Origin of the sequence: Saccharopolyspora indica, from assembly GCF_027853965.1 — a bacterium.
Lineage (GTDB): Bacteria > Actinomycetota > Actinomycetes > Mycobacteriales > Pseudonocardiaceae > Saccharopolyspora > Saccharopolyspora indica.
This window is the reverse complement of record NZ_JAQGLB010000003.1, coordinates 609,960-628,544: the sequence shown is the minus strand read 5'-3', so window position 1 is coordinate 628,544 and position 18,585 is coordinate 609,960. Positions and strand designations below refer to the sequence as shown.

Annotated in this window: 19 protein-coding genes; 11 read left to right on the top strand and 8 right to left on the bottom strand. The window is 71.5% G+C overall.

Going from position 1 to position 18,585, the window contains the following annotated elements; genetic code table 11:
- Position 1 precedes the first annotated feature (1 nt).
- Positions 2-634 (top strand): IclR family transcriptional regulator, encoded by a 633-nt coding sequence (locus OU416_RS10335; RefSeq protein ID WP_270926657.1) that lies wholly within the window; start codon positions 2-4, stop codon positions 632-634.
- On the opposite strand, the gene OU416_RS10330 is transcribed toward OU416_RS10335, so the two are convergent.
- The 3 genes from OU416_RS10330 to OU416_RS10320 form a co-directional block, all read right to left on the bottom strand.
- Positions 631-1,296: a DNA alkylation repair protein gene (locus OU416_RS10330; RefSeq protein WP_270926716.1), complete on the bottom strand. Its 666-nt coding sequence runs from the start codon at positions 1,294-1,296 to the stop codon at positions 631-633. The genes OU416_RS10335 and OU416_RS10330 overlap by 4 nt on opposite strands.
- 103 nt (positions 1,297-1,399) lie before the next feature.
- A complete protein-coding gene (locus OU416_RS10325; RefSeq protein ID WP_270926656.1) occupies positions 1,400-1,990 on the bottom strand; it encodes a cysteine hydrolase family protein in 591 nt (196 codons plus the stop codon).
- A 69-nt stretch (positions 1,991-2,059) separates the two neighbouring features.
- The gene (locus OU416_RS10320) at positions 2,060-2,869 is read right to left on the bottom strand and encodes a thioesterase family protein (RefSeq protein WP_270926655.1); all 810 of its coding nucleotides are present in this window, start codon (positions 2,867-2,869) and stop codon (positions 2,060-2,062) included.
- A 165-nt stretch (positions 2,870-3,034) separates the two neighbouring features.
- Between OU416_RS10320 and OU416_RS10315 the strand changes: the two genes are divergently transcribed.
- Positions 3,035-5,536, top strand: coding sequence for a M14 family zinc carboxypeptidase (locus OU416_RS10315; protein ID WP_270926654.1), 2,502 nt, complete (start codon positions 3,035-3,037; stop codon positions 5,534-5,536).
- Positions 5,537-5,672: 136 nt separating this feature from the next.
- Positions 5,673-7,244 (top strand): alkaline phosphatase D family protein, encoded by a 1,572-nt coding sequence (locus OU416_RS10310; RefSeq protein WP_270926653.1) that lies wholly within the window; start codon positions 5,673-5,675, stop codon positions 7,242-7,244.
- Positions 7,245-7,289: 45 nt separating this feature from the next.
- Here the strand turns inward: OU416_RS10310 and OU416_RS10305 are convergent, their stop codons facing one another.
- The gene (locus tag OU416_RS10305; RefSeq protein ID WP_270926652.1) at positions 7,290-8,474 is read right to left on the bottom strand and encodes an ROK family transcriptional regulator; all 1,185 of its coding nucleotides are present in this window, start codon (positions 8,472-8,474) and stop codon (positions 7,290-7,292) included.
- Positions 8,475-8,632: 158 nt separating this feature from the next.
- On the opposite strand from OU416_RS10305, the gene OU416_RS10300 reads away from it, so the two are divergent.
- The 5 genes from OU416_RS10300 to OU416_RS10280 are packed head-to-tail and all read left to right on the top strand — an operon-like array spanning position 8,633 to position 13,158.
- Positions 8,633-9,559 (top strand): BadF/BadG/BcrA/BcrD ATPase family protein, encoded by a 927-nt coding sequence (locus OU416_RS10300; protein ID WP_270926651.1) that lies wholly within the window; start codon positions 8,633-8,635, stop codon positions 9,557-9,559.
- Entirely contained in the window at positions 9,556-10,446 is an 891-nt protein-coding gene (locus OU416_RS10295; protein ID WP_270926650.1) for an amino acid ABC transporter permease, read from the top strand. The genes OU416_RS10300 and OU416_RS10295 overlap by 4 nt, the downstream gene beginning before the upstream one ends.
- Positions 10,443-11,201, top strand: a complete 759-nt coding sequence (locus tag OU416_RS10290) for an amino acid ABC transporter ATP-binding protein (protein ID WP_270926649.1) — start codon at positions 10,443-10,445, stop codon at positions 11,199-11,201. The genes OU416_RS10295 and OU416_RS10290 overlap by 4 nt, the downstream gene beginning before the upstream one ends.
- A 41-nt stretch (positions 11,202-11,242) precedes the next feature.
- Positions 11,243-12,148: an ABC transporter substrate-binding protein gene (locus tag OU416_RS10285; RefSeq protein ID WP_270926648.1), complete on the top strand. Its 906-nt coding sequence runs from the start codon at positions 11,243-11,245 to the stop codon at positions 12,146-12,148.
- Between the two features lie 11 nt (positions 12,149-12,159).
- The gene (locus OU416_RS10280) at positions 12,160-13,158 is read left to right on the top strand and encodes an SIS domain-containing protein (protein ID WP_270926647.1); all 999 of its coding nucleotides are present in this window, start codon (positions 12,160-12,162) and stop codon (positions 13,156-13,158) included.
- Positions 13,159-13,199: 41 nt separating this feature from the next.
- Here the strand turns inward: OU416_RS10280 and OU416_RS10275 are convergent, their stop codons facing one another.
- Positions 13,200-13,688 (bottom strand): SixA phosphatase family protein, encoded by a 489-nt coding sequence (locus OU416_RS10275; RefSeq protein ID WP_270926646.1) that lies wholly within the window; start codon positions 13,686-13,688, stop codon positions 13,200-13,202.
- A gap of 160 nt (positions 13,689-13,848) precedes the next feature.
- On the opposite strand from OU416_RS10275, the gene OU416_RS10270 reads away from it, so the two are divergent.
- Positions 13,849-15,516: an acyl-CoA dehydrogenase family protein gene (locus tag OU416_RS10270; RefSeq protein ID WP_270926645.1), complete on the top strand. Its 1,668-nt coding sequence runs from the start codon at positions 13,849-13,851 to the stop codon at positions 15,514-15,516.
- Here OU416_RS10270 and OU416_RS10265 read toward each other — a convergent pair.
- Positions 15,513-16,127 (bottom strand): TetR/AcrR family transcriptional regulator, encoded by a 615-nt coding sequence (locus OU416_RS10265; protein WP_270926644.1) that lies wholly within the window; start codon positions 16,125-16,127, stop codon positions 15,513-15,515. The genes OU416_RS10270 and OU416_RS10265 overlap by 4 nt on opposite strands.
- Before the next feature lie 44 nt (positions 16,128-16,171).
- Here OU416_RS10265 and OU416_RS10260 point away from each other — a divergent pair, with 44 nt between their 5' ends.
- Positions 16,172-16,591, top strand: coding sequence for a hypothetical protein (locus OU416_RS10260; RefSeq protein WP_270926643.1), 420 nt, complete (start codon positions 16,172-16,174; stop codon positions 16,589-16,591).
- Here OU416_RS10260 and OU416_RS10255 read toward each other — a convergent pair.
- Together OU416_RS10255 and OU416_RS10250 are read right to left on the bottom strand one after the other, a co-directional pair.
- Positions 16,581-17,102 (bottom strand): GNAT family N-acetyltransferase, encoded by a 522-nt coding sequence (locus OU416_RS10255; protein WP_270926642.1) that lies wholly within the window; start codon positions 17,100-17,102, stop codon positions 16,581-16,583. The genes OU416_RS10260 and OU416_RS10255 overlap by 11 nt on opposite strands.
- Positions 17,099-17,599, bottom strand: a complete 501-nt coding sequence (locus OU416_RS10250; protein WP_270926641.1) for a GNAT family N-acetyltransferase — start codon at positions 17,597-17,599, stop codon at positions 17,099-17,101. The genes OU416_RS10255 and OU416_RS10250 overlap by 4 nt, the downstream gene beginning before the upstream one ends.
- A 132-nt stretch (positions 17,600-17,731) precedes the next feature.
- On the opposite strand from OU416_RS10250, the gene OU416_RS10245 reads away from it, so the two are divergent.
- Positions 17,732-18,481 carry an SDR family NAD(P)-dependent oxidoreductase gene (locus OU416_RS10245; protein WP_270926640.1) on the top strand — a complete coding sequence of 250 codons (750 nt, stop codon included), beginning with the start codon at positions 17,732-17,734 and terminating at the stop codon, positions 18,479-18,481.
- Positions 18,482-18,585: the final 104 nt, after the last annotated feature.

Here is an 18,585-nt window from a genome sequence, read left to right as displayed (position 1 = left end):
GATGGCCGAACCGTTCGCCACCGGTGTCGGGGTGCTGGACCGGTCGGTCGCGATCCTGGACTGCGTCGAGAGCAACCCGATGGGCACCAGCGACCTGGCCAGGGCCCTCGGGCTGACCGTGTCCACGGCGCACCGCCTGGCCACCGCGCTCGTCGCGCACGGCCTGCTGCGGCGGGACGCCGCGGGCTGCTTCCACCTCGGCCCGCGCTTCGCGACCTCAGCGCTGGCCGAAACCGCGCAGCCGGTGCTGGCGGAATTGTGCGCGGAGACAGGGGAATCCGCGCAGCTGTGGGTGCGTCGCGCCGATCGCCGGCTGTGCGTGGTGAGCATCGAATCGGCGGAGGAGCTGCGCGCCAGCCAGCCGGTGGGCAGCCTGCTGCCGCTTCCGCGCGGCTCGGCGGCGCAGATCCTGCTCGGCGAGCGGAACCCGGACGGGCACCGATGGGTCGAGAGCGTCGAGGACCGCGCCCCGGGCGTCGGATCGGTCAGCGCACCGGTCCGCCTGCACGGTGACACCGTGGCGGCGGTGTGCCTCTCCGCCCCGACGCAACGCCTGCTGCCCAGCCCCGGCCAGCGCTTCGGAGCCCAGGTCGTCGCCGCCGCGGCCCGCATCGAAGCCGCGCTGCAGATCTAACCCTGGCGGCGCACCATCTCGTTGATCCAGATCGGCGCGTAGGGAGACGTGCAGTTCGGCGGTGTCGGGTAGTCCTTGAGCACTTCCAGGCGCTCGCCGATGTCGAGCGCGCGGGCGCGGTGCTCGGCGTGGTCGATCCCGATCTGGGCCAGGCAGCTGTTCATCGCCCACTGCAGGCGGGGCGCGGCGTCCTTCATCTCCGCCTCGATGACGTCGAGCAGCCCCGCCAGGTCGAGGCCCGCGGGCTTCTTGGCCACGCGGTCGGTGGTCAGCGCCCACCCGGCGCTGGCGACCACCGGGTCCGGATCGGCGAACCAGGCCAGGCGCAGCTCCTCGGCGTGCGGGCTCTTCTTCACCGCGTAGTTGACCAGCCAGTCCTGCACCTTCGGGGTGCGCGCCTCGCGGAGCATGGCGTCGAGCTCGTCGCGCTCGAAGGCCTTCGGGCGGCAGATCAGGGTCGCCAGCAGCCGCGCCGCGGAATCGCCCGTCGCCCACAGCTCGCGGGCGAGCTCCTGCTGCGTCTTGAGCTGCTTGGCCAGTGCGCGCAGCTTGCCGAGGTGCACACCGTGATCGTCGCCGTGCTTCTCGTTGACCGCACGCACCTTCGGGTCCTCGAGCGCGGCCAGCTCGGCCAGCACCCCGGTCACCGTCGTCTCCGCCACCTCGGCCCCCTGTCCATCGCGCGGGAGGTTCAGCCTACGCGACACCACGATGACCGAGGTGGCCGAGACGTGCCCGCCCGAGCGCGGGGCGGGCACGATCTGGTCACTCCGAGGTGCCGGTCAGCTCCGCGACGGTGCGGATGGTGGCGAAGCGGCCGGACAGCGCGTACTCGGTGCGGGCGATGATCTCCGCGCTGTGCAGCGTCCGCGGATCGGCCAGCAGCTCGGCCACCGTCTGGTCGGCCGGGGCGTCGCGGTGCGCGATCGGGTTCGTCGCCGTCGCGTCGGTCACAAACGTGACGTCGTAGCCGAGGTCGGAGGCCACCCTGGTGGTCGTCTCGCAGCACTGCTCGGTGCGGATGCCCGCCACGCGGAGCTCGCGGATGCCGCGCTGCGTCAGCAGCTGGTGCAGGTTCGTGGTGGTGAAGGCGTTGTGCGAGGTCTTGGTCAGCAGCGGTTCGCCGTCGGCGGGCACGAGTCCCTCCTGGAGCCGGTTGTGCCCGTTGACCGGGTCGAACACGCCGCCGCTGCCGGGTTCGCTGTGCAGCACCCACACCACCAGGTCCCCCTCGGCGCGGGCGAGGTCCACCAGGCGGTTGACCCGGGTGACGATGCCGGGGTTGGAGATGGCCTGCCACAGCGGCCGCTGCCGGAACGATTCCTGGACGTCGACTACGAGAAGTGCTCTGTTCACGAGCGGAAGTCTTCCCGGCCGCGCCGCGACCGGGAAGGCACGATCACGGCGCGGTCCGGAACGATCCGGTCAGGTGCTCGCGGGGTTGGCCACCGCGGTCAGCGTGCTGAACCCGATCGGTCCCCGGGTGTCGTGGAACGTGCAGCTGCCCGCCGCGACGCCGTCCGCGCTGAGCTGCCCGGTCGCCTCGACGCCGATGATCTCGCCGCGCGGCAGCCGGCCGAGGGTGAGCGTGTAGTCGGCGTTGATGAACTCCAGCGTCCCGTCCTGCCCGAAGTTCACCAGAGGACTGGCGAAGTCGCCCGCCAGCGCGACGCGCACCAGCGGCGACGTCGACTCACCGGCCACCAGGTCGCACCGGTCCCGCACCCACGCGCGGCGCGGACCGCTGGCCCGCCAGTCCGCGGTGGGTCTGCCGTCGGTGTCGAGGATCCACACGTCGAACGGCGGGACCCAGCCGTGGGGATCCGGCCGGGGCGGGCCGAGCTCGTCCGGCTCCGGAGCGTCCCAAGCGGACGTGGCGGGAATGGTGCCCGCGGGCTGCTCGCCGCGGCGCAGCATGACCGCGCTGGCCCGCGCGACCGGCGCGTCCCCGGCGAACACCGTCGCGTCGGCGACCCGGATGCGGCGGCCGTCGCGGACGCGCTGGGTCTCCACGCGCACCGGGGCGAGCTTGGCGTTGCGGAACAGATCCACGGTCAACCGGCTGAAGTGCAGGTCCGGATCGCCGTGCTCGCGTTCCAGCGCGCGTGCGAGCAGCCCGCCGAACAACCGCCCGTGCATCATGTCCGGCGCCCAGGGGCTGTCCGCGTGCGGAGCCGGGACGAGCTGGTCCCCGTCCGGGGTGAAGAACGGTTCGCCACCGGTGGTTTCGGCCATCGATCCTCCTCTGCCGCTTGCCGCGACCCTACGTCACCGATCTTCGCCTCATCGGGGTGAGCAACAGTTTCCGTCGTCCCGTTCGCGTCCTTCCGGCGCTTGCGACCGGATTGACGGCGTGATCGACTCGCTCCTCGATTCCGCACCCTAGCGATGGACGGTCCGATGGCGATGTTCACGTTCCGGGGATCCGGCCGCTCGAAGTGGTCGACCGGCGCAGCCGCGCTGGTGGTGTCCTTGCCGCTGCTCGCGGCGCCGCAGGCGGTCGCGGCACCGTCCTGCGATCCGTTCACCCCGCCGGCGGTCGACGATTCGGTGCCGACGGCGCGCGAGGTCCTGGGCGCCGACCTCGGCGAGCGCGAGGTCACCACCGACGAGTCCGACACCTACCTGCGTGCGCTCGCCGATGCCAGCCCGAACGTCGTCGACGGCGAGCTGGCCACCTCGGTGCAGGGGCGCCCGCTGCGCTACGCGGTGGTCGGCCAGGAGAAGTGGGTGCGGCCGGGCGCGCTGGAGAACATCGGCAGGCAGCTCAACAGGTTGCGCGACCCGAACACGCCGGAACCCCTCGCGCAGCGGATCATCCGCGACACCCCGGCGGTGCTGTGGGTCGCCGGGAACGTGCACGGCGACGAGGAGAGCGGCACGGACGCGGCGCTGCGCGTGCTGTACGAGCTGACGGCCCGCACCGACTGCACCGCGCAGAGCATCCTCGACCACGCGGTCGTCGTGGTGCTGCCGACGCAGAACCCGGACGGGCGGGAGGCCGACACCCGCCGCAACGCCTACGGCTTCGACATCAACCGCGACTGGTTCGCCCGCACCCAGCCCGAGACCGAGGGCAAGCTGGAGAAGCTGCGCGAGCTGCCGCCGCAGATGTTCGTCGACGCCCACGAGATGGGCAGCCCGGACTACTTCTTCCCGCCCAACGCCGACCCGGTCTACCACGACATCGGCGAAACCCCGCTGAACTGGGTCTACAACGTCTACGGCCCGGCGATGCAGCAGGCGTTCGGCCGCTTCGGCATCCCGTACTTCAACGGCGAGTCCTACGACCTGATGTACCTCGGCTACGGCGACACCGTGCCGCTGACCGGCTTCAACGCGGCCGGGATGACCTTCGAGAAGAACTCCGGCGACCCGGTCCCGGAGCGGGTCGGCGAGCAGTACACCGCGATCTGGGCGACGCTCATGGCCGCCGGGGCCCAGGACCGGCAGCTGCTGGCGGAGTGGCGCGGTGAGCACCTGGAGGCGCAGCGGCAGGGCGCGGCCGGTGAGCTCGAGCCGAACCAGCTCTACTGGAACGACGGCGAGATCACCAACCCGGTGCCCGACATCGCGGTCAAGCACTACTTCCTGCGCACCGACGACCCGGCGAAGTCCGCCGAGGTGCAGCGCCTGGCGCGACGGCTCCAGCGGATGGATGTCGAGGTCTACCGGCTGACCACGCCGCTGGAGGTCCCGGACTACACCGAGTACGGGCGCGACCAGCAGTCGGCGACGCTGCCCGCCGGCACGTTGTGGATCCCGATGGCGCAGGGCCAGAAGCACTGGGTGCAGGCCATGCTCAACGAGAACAGCTACGTCCCGTTCCCGTACTTCTACGATGTGACTGCCTGGAGCGGCCCGCTGGTGGAGAACATCAGCGGCGGACGATCGGGTGCCGACCTGCGGCCGCGGGCGATGCCGCTGCCGGAGCAGGCGGAACCGGTGGCGCGGCCGGTCGTCGACGCGCCGCGCACGGCGGTCTGGCAACTGCCGGGCGGCAGCGCGGCGACGGAATCGGCGGGCTGGCTGCGCTGGTGGCTGGACGACCAGCGGCTGGACTTCGGCGACCTCACCGCCGAGCAGATCGCGGCCGGTGCGCTGGACGGTCACGACGTCCTGGTGATCCCGAACGGTTCGGACCAGGAAGCGTTCGACGCGCTCGGCGAGCAGGGCCGGGCCGCGCTGACCGAATGGGTCCGCGGCGGCGGAACATTGATCGCGCTGCGCGACGCCTCGCGGCTGGCGGTGCGCCTGGGCCTCACCTCGGCGACCTACGCCGAGCCGACGTCGGACGTCCCCGGCGCGCTCGTCCGGATGCAGGTCGATCAGGACAGCCCGCTGGCCGAGGGCGTCGGCCCGACGGCGTGGGCGATGTACGAGTACGAAGCGGTGTGGTCGGCCCCGGCGGAGTCGTCGGTGGCGGCGTTCCCCGCCGCGGGCGATCCGGACTGGTACGTCTCCGGGTTCGCCGAAGGCGCCGAGCAGCTGCACGGCAGGACCGCGGTCGTGGACGAAGCCGCGGGCGGCGGCCGGGTGGTGCTCTTCGGCTTCGACCCGAACTACCGCGCTTTCACCAACGGCACGGCCAAGCTGCTGCGCAACGCCATGACCGGGCCTCGACCGGCGAACGCGCCCCAGGCAGCCGCGGCGGTCCGCGCCGAGCCCACCGCGGCAACACCGGGCCGGTTGATCCTCTCGGTGCGTCCGGCCGTCGCCGACCAGGTGCAGCGGTTGCTCGCCGAGCGCGGTGCGTCCGCCGAGGTGGTGCGCGGGCCGGACCTGGTGCGCTTCAAGGTCGACCTCGGCGGGCTGAGCCCCGACGAGCACCCGTGGGCGCGGCGGCTGGCCGACCAGGTCGCCGGGTTCGGCCGCGACGTGGTGGCGATCAGCCTGCCGTGACGGCGGTGCGGGCGGGTTCGCGGTCAACTCCGGCCGCGGGCTCGCCCGGCGTTCATCTCCGCGACGGCTGATCGCGATCTTCCGGATGCCCGTGATCAGCAGAATCGGCCCGTTGTCCGATCGGAAGGAGCAGTGCATGTCCGGGAAGCTGAACCGCCGCAAGGTGCTGGGCATCGGAGGGGCGGGCGCGGCTGCGGTCCTGCTGGGCACGGGCGCGTGGAGCACCGCGGCGGCCGAGGTGCGGATTCGCGGCGGGTACCCGTTCTCGCTGGGCGTGGCCTCCGGCGATCCGCTGCCCGACGGCGTGGTGCTCTGGACCCGGCTGGCACCGGAGCCGCTGGCCGCGGACGGTTCCGGCGGCATGCCCGCGAAACCCGTGCAGGTGCAGTACGAAGTGGCCACCGACGAGTCGTTCCGCGACGTGGTGCGGCGCGGTTCGGCCACCGCGACCCCGGAGCTCGGGCACTCGGTGCACGCCGAGATCTCCGGCCTGCAACCGGGCCGCGACTACTTCTACCGCTTCCGCGCCGCCGGTGAGCTGAGCCCGGTCGGCCGCACCAGGACCGCGCCCGCCGGCGCCGCCGCGCTGGCCTCGCTGTCGTTCGCCTTCGCCTCCTGCCAGCACTGGAAGGACGGCTTCTTCACCGCCTACGAGCACATGGCGGCCGAGGACCTCGACTTCGTCGTGCACCTGGGCGACTACCTCTACGAGTACGACCAGACCGGCAACAAGCGGGGCGTGGCGCTGGGCTCGGAGTTCAAGTCGGAGACCACGAGCCTCGACCGCTACCGCCTGCAGTACTCGCTGTTCAAGACCGACCCGCACCTGCAGTCCGCGCACGCGGCGTTCCCGTGGATCACCACCATGGACGACCACGAGGTGGACAACAACTGGGCCGGGGAGATCTCCCAGGACGACGACGATCCCGCGGTGTTCCTGCGGCGGCGGGCCGCGGCGTTCCAGGCGATGTACGAGAACCTGCCGCTGCGGCGCACCGCGATGCCCGACGGCCCGAACGTGCGGCTGCACCGCAGGCTGAAGTTCGGCGACCTGGCCGACCTCACCATGATCGACACCCGCCAGCACCGCGACGACCAGCCCTGCGGCGACGGCTCGAAGTACGACTGCGACGAGCGGCTGGACCCGCGCCGCACGATCCTCGGCGAGCAGCAGCGGGAATGGCTGCTGGACGGCTTCTCCTGGAACCGCTCGACGTGGCAGATCCTCGGCAACCAGGCGCCGATGGGCGAGACCGACCTCGACGCGGGCCCGGCGAAGAAGCTGTTCATGGACCCGTGGGACGGCTACGTGGCCGAGCGCAACGCGGTGCTGGCCGGTGCGGCCCACCGCGGCGTGCGCAACCTGGTGGTGATCACCGGTGACCGGCACCAGAACTACGCCTGGGACCTCAAGCGCGACTTCGACGACCCGGACTCGCCCACGGTGGCCAGCGAGTTCGTCGGCACGTCGATCAGCAGCGGCGGCGACGGCGCCGACATGACCGACGAGGGCCGCACGATGCTCGCCGCCAACCCGCACATGAAGTTCTTCAACGCCCAGCGCGGCTACGTCCGCTGCACCCTGACCCCGGAGCTCTGGCGCAGCGACTACCGCGTGGTCCCGTACATCGAGCGCCCGGGAGCACCGATCTCGACCCGCGCCACCTACGTCGTCGAGAACGGCAGCCCCGGCGTCCAGCCCGCCTGACCGGGCAGCGGCGGCCGATCCCGGGTGGGGTCGGCCGCCGCTGGGTCACCTGGTCAGGGCGCGGACGTTCTTGCTCAGGGTGCCGGGAGTCCGGGTGAGCTCGGCGAGCCCCGCGTCGGCTGCGAGCGCCACCGCGCCCAGCACGGTCGCCTCGTTGCCGAGTTGACTGGTCGTGATCGGGGTTTCCCAGATGAGCCTGCGCACCGCGTCCTGCACGCCGGGCAGCAGGATGTGGTTCTGGCCGATGCCGCCGCCGAGGACCACGAGTTCCGGGTCGAGCACCGCGACGGTGGCGGTCACGAGGTTGCCGAGGTCTTCGGCGTGGCGCCGCACGGCGGCTTCGGCGGCGGAATCTCCTTGTGCGGCGAGGGCGAACAGCTCGGCGGGCTGCGCCGGGGGAGTGCCGTGGCCGCGCGGCCAGGACTCGCGGCAGCGCTGCATCAGCGCTGCCGATCCCAGGTAGGACTCCAGTTCGCCGCGCTGCGGCGAAGCGCCGCTTCCCCACGGGAAGGGCAGGTAGGCGATCTCGCCGGCGCCGCCGGTCCGCCCGCGCACCACGCTGCCGTTGTGCACGATGCCGACGCCGATCCGCACCCCGGCCTGGAGGTAGACGAACGAGTCGACGCCGTCGGCCGCTCCGTGGGTCATCTCGGCGATCGCCGCGCAGTTGACGTTGTTCTCGACCAGCACCGGCACCGATTCCGGCGGATCCAGCTGCCTGCGGAGGTCTTCCAGCACGGCGGGGCCGCGGCTTCCCTCCGGTGCCACCGGTCCGACCATTGTGGACGTCGCCGCGGCGATCGAGCGCAGCGGTCCGTGCGCGGCACCGAGTTCCGAGCGCACCGAGGACAGCATCGTGCCGGCGAGCGCGTTGGCGTTCTCCCCGGCCGGGACCTCCTCGCCTCGTTCGGCCAGCAACCGGCCGTCCAGCGTCTTGGCGCGCACCCGCACGAAGGTGGACCCGACGTCCAGGCCGAGCACGTGCCCGGCCCCGGGGCCGAGGTTGTAGACGACGGCGGTCCGGCCGGTGGCGCCTTGCCGGTGCCCGCCCGCGGTGACCAGGTCGTGCGCTTCGAGCTGGGTGATCGCGGCGGACACCGTGGGCTTGGAGAGGTTGAGCTTGGTGCCGAGCTGAGGGCGGGTGGCGGCGCCGGAGGTGGCCAGTTCGGCCAGTACCGCGCGTGCGCTGTCCGGTAGCGCCGACGCGACCGTTTCCACTGGGGTTCCCATCACTGCCCTTCTGCGACGCAGAGTCACCACTTCGTACCCGTGATCCTACGGGGGTTAAGCAACCTTCTTAAGTTTGCCTCCGTTCGGAGCAAATTGGGTCTTGTTTGCCGGTTGAGAGTTAGGTAACTTTCCGAACTCAAGAAGGAGGAGGTGTTGAAGTGATCAACATCGGGGTCGACCTCGGCGGGACCAAGACCCAGCTCCGAGCCGCGGTGGACGCGGGCCGGACGCTGGACGTGGTCCGCTCCAGCGACCAGATCTTCGGCGGATCGCTGGGCGGCACGGCCCGGCGGCTCGCCCGGTTCATCCGGGAGTCGGTGCCCGCCGGTGCCGGGATCGGCTCGGTGGTCGTCGGAGCCCACGGCTGCGACACCCCGCGGCAGTGCGGGGTGTTCCAGGAACGGCTGACCGAGGAGCTCGGAGTGCGTTCGCTGGCCCTCAACGACGCCGAGCTCCTGCTGCCCGCCGCCGGGCTGACCAGCGGAGTCGGTGTCGTCGCAGGCACCGGATCGGTCGCGGTCGGCTACCGCAGCGGCGAGCTGCTGGTCGCCGGCGGGTGGGGCTGGATCCTCGGCGACGAGGGCAGCGCCCCGGCCCTGGTCCGCGAGGCCGCCCGCGAGGTGCTCCGGCTCAACGACCTCGGCGAGCACGACGTGCTGGCCGACTTCCTGCTGGAGACGCTGGACGTGCCGGACCTCTCGGTGCTGTCCAAACCGTTCCGCGGCGCCGACGCCGCCGCCGTCGGCCGGTTCGCGCCGATGGTGTTCGCCGCCGCCGAATCGGGTTCCGCCGCCGCCCTGCGGGTCATCGACGACGGCGGCCGCGCGCTGGCCCACCTGGTGCGAGTGCTGGGCGATCGCGGTGCCGACACCAGCCAGGTCGTGCTCGGCGGCGGGGTCGTGGTCGCGCAGCCGCGCCTGCACGAGGCCTGCGCCGAGCACCTGGCGCGCAACGGCGTGCGGTGCGAACTGACGGTCCTGCGCGAGCCCCCGGTCGCCGGCGCGCTGGCCCTGGCGGAATCCGCGGCAGCGGGTTCGCCGCTGTCCGGCAGTCCTGCCCACCACGTCGTGAGGAGCCGAACATGACCGAAGCCCCGGCTGTCCAGGAGGGCCGCCGATCCGCGGAGGTGAGCGGCCCGGTCGTTCCGCTGCGCCGCACGGGATCGCGGATCCTCGCCGCCCTCGTCGTCGTCCTCCTCGTCTGCTGCGCGGCGGTCGTGGTCGACTCCGGGCAGATCAGCTGGCCCGCCGTCGGCGGCTACCTGTTCGACCCGTCCATCCTGTCCGGTGTCGGCGTCACCATCGCCCTGACCTTCGCCTCCATGGCGCTGAGCTGCGTCATCGGCGTCGTCCTCGCGCTGATGCGGATGTCGGGCAGCGCCGTGCTGAGCGCGACCAGCTCCGGCTACATCTGGTTCTTCCGCGGCACGCCGCTGCTGGTGCAGATCATCTTCTGGTTCAACATCGCGCTGTTCGTCCCGGAGATCTCGCTGGGACCGGTCGAGATCAACACCAACGAGCTGGTCACGCCCTACGTCGCGGCGGTGCTGGCGCTGAGCCTGCACGAAGCCGCCTACATGGCCGAAATCGTGCGCAGCGGGCTGCAGTCCGTGCCGCTCGGGCAGCGGGAGGCCGCCGGAGCGCTGGGGCTGACCCCGGCGCAGACGATGGCCAAGGTGGTGCTGCCGCAGGCGATGGCGGTGATCATCCCGCCCACCGGGAACCAGACCATCGGGATGCTCAAGACGACCTCGCTGGTGTCGGTGGTGGCCGCCAGCGACCTGCTGACCAAGGCGCAGCACATCTACACCTCGAACTACCTGGTGATCGAGCTGCTCATCGTCGCCAGCGCCTGGTACCTGGCGCTGACCACCGTCGCCAGCCTCTGCCAGTACTTCATCGAACGGCACTTCGCCCCGGCGGAGCGGAAGCCCCGGCGAACCAGGACCAGCGGAGAGGCGGGACCCTCATGAGCGCGGTGGCAGCTCGCGACGTGCGGAAGACGTTCCAGGGCAGGGAAGTCCTGCGCGGTGTGGATCTGGACGTGCGGTCCGGGCAGGTGGCCTGCATCATCGGCCCGTCCGGAGCGGGCAAGTCGACCTTCCTGCGCTGCATCAACAACCTCGAGCGGATCGACGCGGGCACCATCGAGGTGGACGGCGCGCTGCGCGGCTACCGGCAGCAGGGCGGGCGGTTGCACGAGCTCACCGCGACCGAGCTCGCGCGCAGCCGGGCGGGCATCGGCATGGTGTTCCAGGGCTTCCACCTCTTCCCGCACCTGTCCGCAGTGGACAACATCGCGCTGGCCCAGGTCTCGGTGCGCAAGCGGGACAAGCGGGCGGCCCGGGATCGCGCGCTGGAACTGCTGACCCGGGTCGGCCTGCGGGACAAGGCGGAATCCTTCCCGTCGCAGCTCTCCGGCGGTCAGCAGCAGCGGGTCGCCATCGCCAGGGCGCTGGCGATGGACCCGGAGCTGATGCTGTTCGACGAACCCACCTCGGCGCTGGACCCCGAACTGGTCGGTGAGGTGCTCGCGGTGATGAAGGACCTGGCCGCCAGCGGGATGACGATGGTCGTGGTCACCCACGAGATGGCCTTCGCCCGCGAGGTGTCGGACCTGGTGGCGTTCATGGACGCCGGCGTGATCACCGAGATCGGCCCGCCGTCCCAGGTCTTCGACGCGCCGAAGCACGACCGGACCGCGGAATTCCTCGCCCGCGTCCGATGACCGTCCACTGTGCTCGACCTTTCCGGAATGGAGGCAGCAGCATGTTGCGAAGCTGGAGACGGACCCTGACCTTGGTGGCGCTGGCCGCGGTTTCGCTGACCGGGTGCGGCGGTGGGGCAGAGCCCGCCGCCGACGAGCCGAACGAGCTCCGCGCGATGCTCCCGGAGGAGGTCCGGGAAGCCGGCGTGCTGCGTCGCGTCACCGATCCCTCCTCGCCGCCGTACAACTTCATGGACCAGCAGAGCAAGCAGCTGCAGGGCTTGGAGGTGGACCTGGCCGAGGAGATCGGCAGGCACCTCGGGGTGCGGATCGAGACCGACACCATGCAGTTCCCGGGCATCATCCCGGCGGTGCAGGCCGGCCGCTACGACTTCGCCATGGCGGCCTTCGGCGACTTCCCGGAGCGGGAGAAGATCGTCGACGTCATCGACTACAGCACGGAGGCCACCTCGCTGGTGGTGCCCGAGCACAATCCGCTCAACATCCAGAAGATCTCGGACCTGTGCGGGCACACCGCCTCGGTGACCACCGGCAGCATCCCGCAGAAGCTGCTGACCCTGCAGAACGAGAAGTGCGCGCAGCCGATCGACGTGCTGACCTTCCAGACCGACGACCAGGCGGGCATGGCGGTGCGGACCGGGCGCGCCGACGCCCAGGTGAACACGGTCGGCGTCGCGAAGTACGCCATCGCCAACATGCCGGCCACCGGCGGCCACCGGCTCAAGGTGCTGGAGAGCAGCCGGTACGCGGTCGGCTACCAGGGAATCATCGTCTCCAAGCAGGAATCCGAGATCCGCGACGCCATCGTGGCCGCGCTCGAAGCGATGCAGGCCGACGGCAGCTACCAGCGCGTGTTCGACAAGTGGGGACTGCCGCAGAACGCGCTGCAGAAGATCGCGGTGAACGACGCCGCGAAGTACCAGGACTACCTCAAGCTGGACGACTGAGAAAGGGAATCATGCGTTTCGCGGACGGAATCACAGCTCAGGTCGAGAGCCTGCGCACCAGCGTCACGGCCGTCTCGAAGGCGGTGACCGGCCTCGACCTGCCGCGGTCCGAGAACACCAGCGTCGCGTTCGTGGGCATCGGGGCGAGCTACTACGCCGCGTGGGTGGGCGCTGCGCACCTGCGCGCCGACGGCGGGCGTGCGTTCGCCGCCTCGCCGGGCGAGCTGCTCTCCGGCGAGGGCGGGCAGGCCGACGTCTACGTCGCGGTCTCGGCCTCCGGCCGCAGCCGGGAAACGGTCGAGGTGATGCGCGCCCGGGGTGCCGCGGTGCAGATCGGCGTCGCCAAGACCGCGGAGTCGCCGCTGAACGACGTCGTCGACGCGGTGATCTCCACCGACAGCGGTGCCGACACCAGTCCCTGCACCACCAGCTACAGCGCAACGGCGCTGGCGGTGGGCATGCTCGCCGACCGGATCAGCGGGAGGTCCGCGGGCGGCTGGGAGCGGGTGCCCGAGCTGGTCGAGCGGACCATCGCCGAATCGGCCGGGCCGGTCTCCCGGGCGGGCGAGATGATCCACCACGTGTCCTCGGTCGACCTGGTCGGCTCCGGGGCTTCGTTCGGTTCCGCTGGTGAAGGGGCGTTGCTGCTGCGCGAGTTCCCGCGCGTGGCGGCCACGGCTTGGGAGACCTACAACTACCTGCACGGACCGATGGAGTCCAACGACGGGTCCAAGGCTGTCATCGTGCTCGGCGACGGCCGCGAGGTGGACCTGGCGCGCAGCCTCGCCGGGTTCGGCATCCCGACCGTTCTGCTCACCGAGCAGGACGTGCCGGAGGCGGCGAACCTGGTGGTGTGCAGGCTCGCCGCCGACGGCGGTCCGGCGGTGCGCGCGCTGGCCGAGATCGTGCCGTTGCAGATCCTGACCTCCGGTTGGGCGGCCGAGCGCGGGATCGAGGAGTGCAACTTCCGGTACCGCCAGACCGACACCAAGGTCAAGTCCGCGGCCTGAGCCGGTGGCTGGGCGCCGCGCATCCGGCGGCGCCCAGCGGTTCAGCCCCGCGGTTTGGCGAATTCGGCTGCGGTGGCGCAGCTCTCGCCGATGGCCGACCACGGGCTCTGCGTGCGCAGGACCGCGATCGCTGCGGTCTTGAGCACCACCGGTTCTCCGGTGAGCAGGCTGACCAGGTCCTCGAGCCCGGGGTTGTGGCCGATGACGGCGGCGGTCATCACCGTTGTCGGGATCTCGTGGACGACCGCCAGGAGTTCGCGGGCCGAGGCCACGTAGATCCGGTCGTCGTGCTTCACGACGGGCTCGGCCGGGATCTCGCGGGCGGCCAGCTCCCAGGTCTGGCGGGCGCGCGCGGCCGGTGAGCACAGCACCAGCTCGATCGCCGCCGCGTGCTTGCGCAACCAGCGGCCCAGGGCCGGTGCGTCGCGGCGGCCGCGCTCGGCCAGCGGTCGGTCGAAGTCGTCGGCGTCGTCCGGCCATGCCGACTTCGCGTGCCGGATCAGCACCAGCTCGCGCTGCGCCTCCACCATGTCGAACCTCCTCGCCGAGGTTGCCACCTCACAGTATGCGGCGGTGCGAGACGGCGCCGCCCGTTGGCGGATCGCGGAAGGGATTGATTCGGCGGAAGTCTCAGCGCGCGGTTGATTCGGTATTGGACAGCTCGGCGGGGGCGGTGGAAACGTGCCGGGTATGAACTTCGCCGATCTCGATCCAGCGCTGCGCCCCCTGCTGACCCGGCACGTCGGCTCGATGGACCTGGTGGAGCCGGTGCTGCGGGACGTCGGTGCGGTGGCGGCCGGACGGCTCGACGAGCTGGCCGCGGTCGCGGAGGTCAACCCGCCGCGGTTGCGGCAGTACGACGCGGCGGGCGAACGGGTGGACGAAGTGGTCCACCACCCGGCCTACGACGAGATGTCGCGGCTGGCGTTCGAGCGGTTCGGGTTCGCCGCGATGTCGCACCGGACGGGCGTGCACGGCTGGCCCACCGAGGTGCCGCACGTGGTCAAGTACGGCCTGTCCTACGTGTTCGTGCAGGCCGAGTTCGGGCTGTTCTGCCCGGTTTCGATGACCGACTCGGCCGCGCGGGTGCTGCGCAGGTTCGGCGACCGGTCGCTGTTCGCGCGCGAGATCGACGGGTTGAGCTCGCCGCGCTTCGACTCGCTGCTGACGGGCGCGATGTTCATGACCGAGAAGCAGGGCGGCAGCGACGTCGGCCGCACCGCCACCGAGGCCACCCCGGTCGGCGCGCACTGGACGCTGCGCGGCCAGAAGTGGTTCGCCTCCAACGTTTCCGCCGACGTGATCCTCACCCTCGCGCGGGTTCCGGGCGGCCCCGAGGGCACCAGGGGCCTCGGGATGTTCATGGTGCCGCGGCTGCGCCCGGACGGCAGCCGCAACACCTACCGGATCGACCGGCTCAAGGACAAGCTCGGCAGCCGCTCGATGGCCAGCGGCGAGGTGACGCTGGAGGACTGCTACGCGCTGCCGGTCGGCGACCTCTCGCGCGGCTTCCTGCAGATGGCCGAGATGGTCAACGTCTCGCGGCTGTCCAACGCCATGCGCGCGGTGGCGCTGATGCGGCGCGCGCTCACCGAGTCCGTCGCGCACACCCGCCAGCGGGTGGCCTTCGGCAAACCGCTCTTCGAGCAGCCGCTGATGCGCAAGACGCTGCTGCCGATGCTGCTGCACGCCGAAGCGGGCCTCGGGTTCGTGCTGGAAGCCGCCGCCACGCTCGACCAGGCCGACGCCGGGAGCGCCGATGCGCGCAGGCTGATCCGCGTCCTGACACCGCTGGGCAAGTACCACCTGTGCAAGCTGGCGCGCGTGGTGACCGGCGAGGCGATGGAGATCCGCGGTGGCAACGGCTACATCGAGGACTGGATCAACCCCAGGCTCCTGCGCGATGCCCACCTGGGCTCGATCTGGGAGGGCTCCAGCAACGTGATCGCCCTGGACGTCCTGCGCTGCATCCGCAAGGACCGCGCCCACGAACTGCTCGCCGACACCGCCCGACACCGCCTGGAGCGCATCGCGGACCCGGACGTGGCCGCCGGTGCGGAACACCTGGTGTCCGAAGTGGACGAGGTGCGTGCGCTGGGCGAGTCGTTGCTCGCCGCGGACGACGAGCACGCGCAGGCGCTGTGCGGCGAGTTCACCGATCTGGCGGCGCGGACGACGATGGCGGCGCTGCTGTTCGAGCAGGCCGACCACGAGGTCCGCGCCGGGCTCGGCTACCGGAAGCTGCTGGTGGCCAACACCTACCTCCACCACGTGCTGCGCTCGTCCGACCCGGTCCCGGCGGCCCTGCGCTGGCTGGACGAACTCGTCGACGGCGGCGCGGTACCGGCTCGGGTCTAGTCGTCGGTGAGGCGTGCGTCGGAGACCAGGGCGCACGCCGCATCCGCGAAGTACTGCTCGTCGGCGCCGACTGCGAGCCCTAGGTTGACGCCTTGGGTCAGGCCGACGAACAACGCCCGGAGCGCCGTGGTCAGGCGCTCGGCTTGGTGCCGGGTCACGGTGCTTCCGCCGTGCGTTCGTCCGGTGAACAGCTCGACCAGGTGGTTCTCCTGCGCTTGGACGGTCTCGGCGAGCTGCGCGCCAAGGGCCGGATCGTGCACGGCCATGTCCAGCAAGGTGATCTGGAGCGACTGCACGGGCAGCGCGTCGGGTGCGTCGCAGCTGCGCCGCTGGTGCCGGGCGAAGGCGTCGACCGCGTCGATCAGGTCCAGCTCGGCGGGAACCGCTCGTTCGATCTCCGCGTAGTGCGGTTGCAGGCGGTCGGTGACCAGCGCGACCACCAGGCCGGTCTTGCTGCCGAACAGCGAGTAGATGGCGCCGGTGGTCACCTCGGCCCGCGCGGCGATGTCTTCGAGCTTGGCCCGGTAGCCGTCCCGGGACACCACCTCGAACGCGGCGTCCAGCAGGGCGCGGCGGTTGTCCTCCTTGGCCTGCGCTCTCGTCTTTCGCATAATCTGATTATAGTCGTAATCGGATTACGAGATGAGGGGTGCTCATGGACCACGCGCAGGCCGCGGCGTCGGCGGGGAAGAGCAGGAAGGCCGGGATCGTCGCCGATGGCGCTTTCAAGCTGGTGTTCGCCGCCGCCTGCACGATCGGTGCCGCACCGCTCGGCGAGCTGCTCGGAGTGCCCGGCTGGCTGATGATCGCCTCCGGAGCGGTCCTGCTGATCTGCGGCGCGATGGAGATCGGCTACCTGCGCAGCCGCACGACGCGCACCTACCTGCGCCTCATGATCGCCTACGACAGCTGCTGGCTGCTGGCGACGTTGGCGGCCCTGCTGCTGGCGTGGCTGGGCAGCAGCGCGGGCGGCGAGGTGTGGATCGGCTACCAGACAGCGGCTCCGGTGCTCTTCGCCATCTCCCTGGCAGCCGCCGCACGGCCGGTGCCAGCGGATCGGAAGGTCAGTGCCTGAAGGGCAACCGCCACACGACTTCGCCGTCGTGGACGTCGGCGGTCGGCTTCAGGCCGGCGGCCTCCGCGACCGCGGCCGAGGCGCGGTGCTGCGGGTGGATGTGAGCGAGGACGCCGTGCACCGGGAGTCGGCGGAGCCAGTCGACGAGGGCGAGCGCGGCTTCCTTCGCGATGCCGCGGCGCTGCCACCCGGTGCCCACCATCCAGGCGATTTCGGCGGCGGGCCCTGGGTAGCCGGGGCCGATCGTCGCCTGCACCGCGCCGGTGAGGCGGTTCTCGGAGCGCAACCGGACGACCCAGTTGCACCACGACACCTCGGGATCCGGCGAGCCCGCCAGCATCCGCTCGTAGCGGGCGCGCAGTTCCGCCGCCGTCAGCGGGGCACCACCGATGAACTCGTAGAGCTCCGGCGCGGCCAGCACCGCCGACATCTCCTCGGCGTGGTCGGCGCGCAGCGGTTCCAGGTCGAGCCGGTCGGTCCGGAGCGCGGCCGGCTCGACTCGCCCGTTCACCGCACGGGCTCCCGGGAGCGCAGCACCTTCTCGAACCAGTGCTCGGCGTACGGGCCGTCGTTGAAGGCCGGGATCTCCTGGTAGCCGTGCTTGGCGTAGAGGCGGCGGGCCTCCACGAGGTCGTCGCGGGTGTCCAGGCGGATCGCGCGGTATCCCAGCTGCCGCGCGTGCCGCTCCACCTCGGTCAGCAGCCGGGCACCCGCCCCGCGCCCGCGCACCCGCGGCCTGATGTACATCCGCTTCAGCTCGGCGATCCCGGGTTCGAGCTCGCGGATGCCCGCGCAGCCCACGAGTTCGGCCTGCTCGCGAGCCACCAGGAACACCCCGGTGGGCGGGTGCAGACCGGTGTTGGGATCCTCGGCGATCGCCTGGTCCACCTCGGCGTCGGTCGCCGGGCGGCCGTAGTACCGGCTGGCCATCTCGTCGGTGTACTCGCGCAGCAGGTCCACGACGTTCGGGTGGTCCACGGCGGTGGGCTCGATGTTCCAAGTGCTCACGATCCGATTCTCGCCCGGCCGTCCACCGGATATAGGCCGGGCCTTCGGCTCCGTTCGTGAAACGGACTTTGACCACTTCCGCGCGGGCTGCCTTGAATGGGCCGAGCACACCGGTGTGGAGAGGATCAGCGCATGCGTCTGGAAGGCATTTCGGCGGCGGTGACCGGCGGCGCGTCCGGTCTGGGGCTGGCGACCGCGCGGAAGTTGGCCGGGGCGGGCGCCGCCGTCACCATCATCGACCTGCCCACCTCGCAGGGCGCGGAGGTCGCCGCCGAGCTCGGCGCGCGCTTCGCGGCGGCCGACATCACCGACGAGCAGCAGTTCGCCGCTGCGCTGGACGCGGCCGGGCCGTTGCGCGCCCTGGTGCACTGCGCCGGGCGCGGTGCCCGCATCCGCCTGGTGGAGAAGGACGGCGAGCCCGGTGCGCTGGAACCCTTCGAGGACGTCATCAAGCTGAACCTGATCGGCTCCTACAACGCGCTGCGCCTGGGCGCGGCGCGGATGGCCGAGCACGACGCCGTGGACGGCGAGCGCGGAGCGATCGTGCTGACCGCGTCGGTCGCCGCGTTCGAGGGGCAGATCGGCCAAATCGCCTACACCGCTTCGAAATCGGCCATCGTCGGGATGACGCTCTGCGCGGCGCGGGACCTGGCGAGCAAGGCGATCCGGGTGTGCACCATCGCACCGGGCATCATGGACACCCCGCTGCTGGGCCGCCTGCGCGAGGACGTCCGCAAGTCCTTGGAGGACTCGGTGCCCAATCCCAAGCGGCTCGGCGAGCCGGCCGAATTCGGCGCGCTGGCCTGCAACATCCTGGAGAACCCGTACCTCAACGGCGAAACCATCCGGCTCGACGGTGCGATCCGGATGGCTCCCCGCTGAGCCCGGTGTCCAGAGGATTTCGTCCCGCGTCCCGGCCCGGCCCGCGCCGGAAGAATCACGGCGCCAGGGGTTCTCGGTCGATGCGCCCGGTTTGTACCGTGGAC

Coding starts and splice junctions, on each gene's coding strand:
- OU416_RS10290 (WP_270926649.1), top strand. CDS start 10,443: ATGAGCGCGGTGGCAGCTCGCGACGTGCGGAAGACGTTCCAGGGCAGG.
- OU416_RS10270 (WP_270926645.1), top strand. CDS start 13,849: ATGAACTTCGCCGATCTCGATCCAGCGCTGCGCCCCCTGCTGACCCGG.
- OU416_RS10335 (WP_270926657.1), top strand. CDS start 2: ATGGCCGAACCGTTCGCCACCGGTGTCGGGGTGCTGGACCGGTCGGTC.
- OU416_RS10260 (WP_270926643.1), top strand. CDS start 16,172: ATGGACCACGCGCAGGCCGCGGCGTCGGCGGGGAAGAGCAGGAAGGCC.
- OU416_RS10320 (WP_270926655.1), bottom strand. CDS start 2,869: ATGGCCGAAACCACCGGTGGCGAACCGTTCTTCACCCCGGACGGGGAC.
- OU416_RS10310 (WP_270926653.1), top strand. CDS start 5,673: ATGTCCGGGAAGCTGAACCGCCGCAAGGTGCTGGGCATCGGAGGGGCG.
- OU416_RS10305 (WP_270926652.1), bottom strand. CDS start 8,474: ATGGGAACCCCAGTGGAAACGGTCGCGTCGGCGCTACCGGACAGCGCA.
- OU416_RS10285 (WP_270926648.1), top strand. CDS start 11,243: ATGTTGCGAAGCTGGAGACGGACCCTGACCTTGGTGGCGCTGGCCGCG.
- OU416_RS10275 (WP_270926646.1), bottom strand. CDS start 13,688: ATGGTGGAGGCGCAGCGCGAGCTGGTGCTGATCCGGCACGCGAAGTCG.
- OU416_RS10265 (WP_270926644.1), bottom strand. CDS start 16,127: ATGCGAAAGACGAGAGCGCAGGCCAAGGAGGACAACCGCCGCGCCCTG.
- OU416_RS10315 (WP_270926654.1), top strand. CDS start 3,035: ATGGCGATGTTCACGTTCCGGGGATCCGGCCGCTCGAAGTGGTCGACC.
- OU416_RS10280 (WP_270926647.1), top strand. CDS start 12,160: ATGCGTTTCGCGGACGGAATCACAGCTCAGGTCGAGAGCCTGCGCACC.
- OU416_RS10245 (WP_270926640.1), top strand. CDS start 17,732: ATGCGTCTGGAAGGCATTTCGGCGGCGGTGACCGGCGGCGCGTCCGGT.
- OU416_RS10295 (WP_270926650.1), top strand. CDS start 9,556: ATGACCGAAGCCCCGGCTGTCCAGGAGGGCCGCCGATCCGCGGAGGTG.